Here is a 6,405-nt window from a genome sequence, read left to right as displayed (position 1 = left end):
GCCCGATACAACCCCAACGGCGATCGCCCTCCTGATGCTGAGTGGCGCGATCGGAATTGGCTTGGGCGATACAGCCTATTTTGAATCCTTGAATTGTCTGGGCGCACGCCGAGGATTGTTACTCGAATCCCTAGCCCCTCCGATTGCCGCCCTCATTGCCTGGATGTTTCTAGATGAATCTCTCTCCCTGGATGCGTGGCTGGGCATTGGCCTGACCGTTCTGGGCGTCGCGTGGGTTGTGTTCGAGCGCACCCCCGACACCCCCGACTTTCAAACCCGTCCCCGTCCCGGCATTATTTTTGGCCTGATTGCCGCCTTTGCCCAAGCCAGTGGAGCGGTGCTGTCCCGGAGTGCTCTAGTCGGCAGCAACATCAGTCCCCTGTGGAGCATGCTGATCCGGATCATTGCTGGAGTCCTGGTGCTGCTGGTGCTGGTTACGGTACGAAACCAGAGTGCGGCCTTTTGGACTATCCGGCGATCGCACCGTTTAATCGGGATCATTGCGCTCACGGCCTTCTTCAGCACCTACCTAGCCATTTGGCTTCAGCAAACCGCCCTCAAGTTCACCGCTGCCGGAATTGCCCAAGCTTTAGGAGCCACCAGCCCACTGTTTGTGATTCCAATTGCAATGGCCATGGGCGATCGCGTCAGTCCGCGAGCGGTTTTGGGTGTCTTGGTGGCGATCGCCGGGGTGTGGCTCCTGTTTGCCCAGGGCTAAACGTCCATCACCAGGTCACCATTGCCTGGGATTACCTGACCAATCGGAACGGCGGCGATGTCCTGATTCTGGAAATGGGCGATCGCCTGCTCCGCCTGCTCTGGGGGCACAATCACCACAAAGCCCACACCCATATTGAAGGTGTTAAACATCTCCAGTCGCGCCACATCCCCGGCCTCTGCAATCCACTGAAAAATCGGCAATGGCGTCCAGGCATTCGGATCAACCTGGATCGCCTGCCCTGCCCCTAGGCATCGGGACAAGTTTTCCGGCAATCCTCCCCCCGTAATGTGTGCCATGCCGTGGATGGTAAGTCCGGCTTGGCGGGCGGCAAGGACGGGTTTGACATAAATCCGGGTCGGGGTCAAAAGATTCTCCCCTAACGACTGCCCGCCGAGTTGGGAGGGGCGATCGCCCAGACCGTATCCTCCCACCTCAATAATTCGACGCACTAAACTAAAACCGTTACTGTGAACCCCTTGGCTGGCAAGGGCGATCGCCACGTCCCCGATCTGAAGTTGCGATCCGTCTAGGATTTGGCTTTTTTCCACCACACCCACACTAAATCCCGCCAGATCATACTCTCCGGGTTGGTAGAATCCTGGCATCTCAGCGGTTTCGCCCCCCAACAGCGCACAGCCTGCCATCCGACACCCCGCCGCAATTCCAGCCACGACCTGGGTAAGCTGATCGGGTTTCAAGGCTCCAGTCGCAAGGTAGTCCAAGAAAAACAGAGGTTCTGCACCGCAGGTCAACACGTCATTCACACACATGGCGACGAGGTCTATTCCAACCGTATCGTGGCGATCGCACTGGTGCGCCAATTTTAGCTTTGTACCCACACCGTCCGTACCCGATACCAGCACTGGCTCCTGATACTGGCTTGAAAGCTGGAATAGTCCGCTGAACCCGCCTAATCCGCCCAACACTTCTGGGCGACGGGTACTTTCCACCAAGTCACGAATATTGCCAACAAATGCCCGCCCTGCCTCAATGTCTACGCCTGCCTCTCGATAATCCATGACCACTCCCAAACGCTGCCTGTGCAGGATGTATTCTACTATCTGCGCTTGCTCCCTGCCTTAACCTTTCACAATTCCCAGGATTCCCAACGCTTAACCCAAGAATTGTCCTGAAACGGGCGATCGCCTCTGGGAAGGCTATCGATGTTGCCATTGTGTTACCTTCCATCTTGAAATGGGCACAATATCATCAAAAGCCTAGGTATTCAGACTTGAGCTATTGAATTTTATCTATGATGGCCGAGCCGTGCTGATCTAGCATCACTCAAGCCCTCCCCCATGCCGGAGCGACGCTCTCTATCTTCATCATCTGCAATATCATCTGCAATATGGATCTCCCTTGCTATGAAACGTCGTACTTTAGTTAGCCGCACACTGTTGAGCGGTACGGGTCTGGCGACTGTTAGTGCCTGTCAGTCCAACGCCCCTACCTCTCAACCGGAGAGTTCCGACTCGTCTGCCTCCAACTTGGCGAATTCATCAGTACGGTGGCGGATGGCAACCAGTTGGCCTAAATTCCTAGACGTAGTATTCGGAACAGTTGAGCGAATCTGTCAACGGGTGAGCGACATCACCAAAGGACAATTTGTGATCACACCCTATGAAGCCGGGGAATTAGTCCCTGGTCTAGAGGTCATGGATGCCGTTTCCGCAGGTACCGTAGAATGTGGTCATACGGCTAGCTATTACTACGTTAAAAAGAATCCTGCTTTAGCCTTCGGGACGACGGTTCCCTTTGGTCTCAATGCCCAGCAGCATATGTCGTGGCTCCTATACGGTGGCGGACTGGATGCCCTGCAATCTCTGTATTCCGACTTTGGCGTGCTGTATTTCCCATCAGGCAGTACCGGAGCGCAGATGGGAGGCTGGTTCATTCGCGAGGTCAAATCTTTAGCCGATCTCAAGGGGCTGAAGATGCGGACTCCCGGTCTTGGCGGCGAAGTGATGAAACAGCTCGGTGTTGATGTGCAGGTGCTTGCGGGGAATGAAATTTTTGAAGCCTTGGAAGCTGGCAAAATTGAGGCCGCAGAGTGGGTCGGCTCCTATGAAGATGAGCGCTTGGGTCTAAACCGGATTGCGCCGTTTTACTACTATCCGGGATGGTGGGAACCGGGAACGACCTACGAAGTCCAAGTTAACCGCACAGCATGGGATCAATTGCCAATGGATTACCAAGAGGTGTTGCGAACGGCGATCGCCGAATCCAATCTCCAAATGCTGGCTCAGTATGACGCCGCGAACGGTGAGGCATTACGGCGACTGCTGCTCAAAGGGACAACCTTGAATCCCTATAGTCAAGATATTCTAGACGCAGCCTATCGTGCTGCCTTCGAGCTTTATGACGATATGGCCGCTCAAGACACAGCCTTCAGCACCCTATTCGACCAGTGGAAGACGTTTCGGAGCCAGGTTTATCAATGGAACTACGTCAATGAGCTGAGCTTTGCCAACGTTGCGCTGAACAGGGGAGCAAACTGATGGCCTTTCGATTGCCTCCCTTTACCACCAATTCTTCAGTCCTACGTCGGCTTAATACCTGGCGCAATCAGCTCCGACAAAAACCGCATCCCCATCTGGATCGCCTACAACAGCAACTGCATGATCTTCAAATCAGCCATAAGCTGAGCTTGGGGTTTGGGGTGCTGCTTTTCCTGACCTTTTTAGTGGTAGGACGCAGCTATTGGGGCAGTGTGCGTGCCATGCTGACGATTCATCGCACTCAAGACTTGCGGATGCCGATGGCGCTGATCTCAGCCGATGCCGAAGCCAACTTGCTGAGCATGATGTCCAACGTGCGGGGATATTTAGCGACGGGGGAATCCCAGTATCGCGATCGCTATCAGAAGGAGCGCCAGACCTTTGAAGCAGACTTAGTCAAGATGCATGCACTTCTGGAACAGCAGCGTTCTTCTAAAACGGATGAGTATTTAGACGATTTACAGGATACCTACACCGACTGGTTGCCCTTAACCGATCAGTTATTTAGCCTGCGAAACAATGCGCTGGATAATCAGCCAGCCCTCCGCCAGCTTGATGAGGAAGGTGAAGTGCCGATTGCCGTCATTTCTACCACTATTGGTGAAATTATTCAGGAGCAAGAAGGGCGATCGCCTTCGGCTGAAAACACGATTCTCCTAGGTGATTTAATCGATTTCCGTGGGTCGTTTGCCCTGTTAGTGTCCTCGCTGCGAAGCTACATTGTGACTCAAAATCCCTCCTTCCGGTTTGAGTACAGTGCCAACCTCAGGGAAAACAATGAGGCATGGCGGCAGATTATCAGTCAGCGCTCCCTGCTTACGGCTAGTCAGCAAGCCAAGCTCGACAAAATTGCTTCGATGCGGACTCCGTTCCTAGCACTCTCCGATAATTTGTTCCACATTGTCGAGGGCGATCGCGCCCGTGAAGATCTCTATCTCTTTCAAGCTGAGGTTGAACCCCTAGCCGATGACATGCTGAATCTGCTAGAAGAGATCGTCATGATTGAGCAGCAAGCCCTTACTCAAGATCTGGAACGTGGCCAACAAAGTTTGCAAGCGGCCCAGTGGCAAACGCTCCTCACAGGTCTGATTGCTCTGTTCCTGGGCATGGGTATGACCTACTTACTCCGACGGCAGATTGCCGATCCCATCAAACGTCTGACTCAGGTTACCGCACGACTCTCCGATGGGGATTTAGAGGCCCGCGCCGTGGTGGAATCTAAGGATGAGATTGGGATCTTGGCAACTACCTTCAACCAAATGACCGACCACTTGGCGAAATCTCGCGAAGAACTGGCTCAGTACAATCGCACCCTAGAACAGCGCGTTGAAGCACGGACCCTGGAACTTCAGGAGAAAAATGGTCAGCTTGAGGAAACCTTGAAAGATCTCCAGAATACCCAGGCGCAGTTGATTCAAACCGAAAAAATGTCGAGCTTAGGCCAGTTGGTCGCAGGGGTTGCCCATGAGATTAATAACCCCGTGAACTTTATTCACGGGAACACGAGCCACGCTAAAGACTATGTCTCGGATCTCTTAAGTCTCATTAAACTCTATCAAGACCAGTATCCCGACCCCTCAGCGGCGATCGCAGATAAGTTAGACGAAATCGACTTTGAGTTTTTGCAACAAGATTTTCCAAACCTGTTAGCCTCCATGCAGGTGGGAACGGAACGGATTCGCGAGATTGTGCAATCTCTACGCACCTTCTCACGCTTAGATGAGGCTGAAGTCAAAGAAATCAACATTCACGACGGGTTAGAAAGCACGCTGATGATTTTACGCCATCGGCTCAAGGCGTGTAAGACTCACCCAGAAATCGTGCTGATTAAAAACTTTGGCGACATTCCTCCTGTCGAATGCTACGCTGGACAACTCAATCAGGTGTTTATGAACATCCTGAGCAATTCCATTGATGCCCTAAACGAGCGGGATGCGGGGCGATCGCCCGACGACCTCAAAACTCACCCCAGCGCTATTACCATTTCCACCCATCAGCCCAATCCTGCCTGGGTAGCGATTCATATTGCCGACAATGGCCCTGGAATTCCGACTGATGTTCAGACACACCTCTTTGAACCATTTTTCACCACTAAACCTGTCGGCAAAGGGACAGGGCTGGGTATGTCTATCAGCTATCAAATTGTCACCGAAAAGCACCAAGGCCACCTTTACTGCATTTCACAGCCAGGGAACGGTGCAGAGTTTATTATCGAGCTTCCGGTGCGGCAATCCTAGGGTAACCATGCTGGAGCGATCGCCCTTCATCACGATCCCAGTTGGGTACAGCGCGATTTCCATGGCTCGACGACTACCCTATGGAATCACTCCGCAAAACATCCATTTTCTCAAGTATTGATACCAGAGGTCGATAAAATAAGGTATAGATTTAATCCCCTTCAGCCCCCAGTTCACGCTACGACATGTTCCATAGCCCGTTTACCCCTATGATGCTCAAAGATCATGATGAGCCTGACAGAACCAGAAGCATTGTCCTTACACCTTTTGGTGGTTTATTCGGAGGCTGTGAACAGATCAAACTCGAATTGGCGAACGTGGACAAAAGTTCTCAATACTACAGGTTGGAGAATCAACGAGCAGCCTCTAGATAGCGTATCTTTCGACACAATGCCAGATGATCCCCCCGACATCCTGCTCCTGGTAGAGCATGACAGTAATCAGGACTCATGGGCGATCGCTCTGTGCAAAGAACTCCAATCTAATCCCCGACTTGCTCATTGGTCTGTGGTCATTGCTGGAAACCCGATCTCACCCAACGCTGCGGTACAAGCGTTTCGTGCTGGAGCGGTGGATTATTTATCCACTCAACTGTCGTCGAAAGAGGCGATCGCTCGGTTGCAGCGTCACGCTATAACCAGTCGTCGATTTTCAGCGCTATTGAAGGAAAATCAGACACTCAGCGCTCAGATTACGAAGGCTCAAGAAATTGAGGACACCTTGCGGGGGCAGGCTGCCCAGGAGAAGATCTTCACGGAGCTAACCCAGCGCATTCGGCAATCGCTGGAACTCTCCACTATTTTGAATGCTACAGTGCGAGAAGTGCGTCAACTGCTGAAGACCGATCGAGTCTTAGTGTACCGATTCAACCCCGATTGGAGTGGAGAAATTGCGAATGAACTACCCCGCCGCAAGCGGACGGGGTATCAGAATCAAAAAAGAGCAAGTT

Annotated in this window: 5 protein-coding genes; 4 read left to right on the top strand and 1 reads right to left on the bottom strand. The window is 52.6% G+C overall.

Features of this window, described 5'->3' with window-relative positions; all coding sequences use genetic code 11:
• Window positions 1-718 (top strand): DMT family transporter (locus IGR76_09205; GenBank protein ID MBF2078684.1); only part of this gene is annotated, 718 nt, incomplete at its 5' end.
• Here IGR76_09205 and IGR76_09200 read toward each other — a convergent pair.
• Window positions 715-1,740, bottom strand: a complete 1,026-nt coding sequence (locus IGR76_09200; GenBank protein MBF2078683.1) for a phosphoribosylformylglycinamidine cyclo-ligase — start codon at window positions 1,738-1,740, stop codon at window positions 715-717. The genes IGR76_09205 and IGR76_09200 overlap by 4 nt on opposite strands.
• A 345-nt stretch (window positions 1,741-2,085) precedes the next feature.
• Here IGR76_09200 and IGR76_09195 point away from each other — a divergent pair, with 345 nt between their 5' ends.
• From IGR76_09195 to IGR76_09185, 3 genes are all read left to right on the top strand, one after another.
• Entirely contained in the window at window positions 2,086-3,219 is a 1,134-nt protein-coding gene (locus IGR76_09195) for an ABC transporter substrate-binding protein (GenBank protein MBF2078682.1), read from the top strand.
• On the top strand, window positions 3,219-5,456 hold the full coding sequence (locus IGR76_09190; protein ID MBF2078681.1) for a HAMP domain-containing protein: 2,238 nt from the start codon (window positions 3,219-3,221) through the stop codon (window positions 5,454-5,456). Before IGR76_09195 ends, IGR76_09190 begins: the two co-directional genes overlap by 1 nt.
• Window positions 5,457-5,846: 390 nt before the next feature.
• Window positions 5,847-6,405: hypothetical protein (locus IGR76_09185; GenBank protein MBF2078680.1), on the top strand; the 559-nt coding region annotated here is incomplete at its 3' end.

The organism is Synechococcales cyanobacterium T60_A2020_003 (assembly GCA_015272205.1).
Lineage (GTDB): Bacteria > Cyanobacteriota > Cyanobacteriia > RECH01 > RECH01 > JACYMB01.
Note: the sequence above shows the minus strand (reverse complement) of the source record. Positions and strands in the feature narration are given on the sequence as shown.

Excerpts from the sequence above, each read along its gene's own strand:
- IGR76_09200 (MBF2078683.1), bottom strand. The coding sequence starts at position 1,740 with ATGGATTATCGAGAGGCAGGCGTAGACATTGAGGCAGGGCGGGCATTT.
- IGR76_09195 (MBF2078682.1), top strand. The coding sequence starts at position 2,086 with ATGAAACGTCGTACTTTAGTTAGCCGCACACTGTTGAGCGGTACGGGT.
- IGR76_09190 (MBF2078681.1), top strand. The coding sequence starts at position 3,219 with ATGGCCTTTCGATTGCCTCCCTTTACCACCAATTCTTCAGTCCTACGT.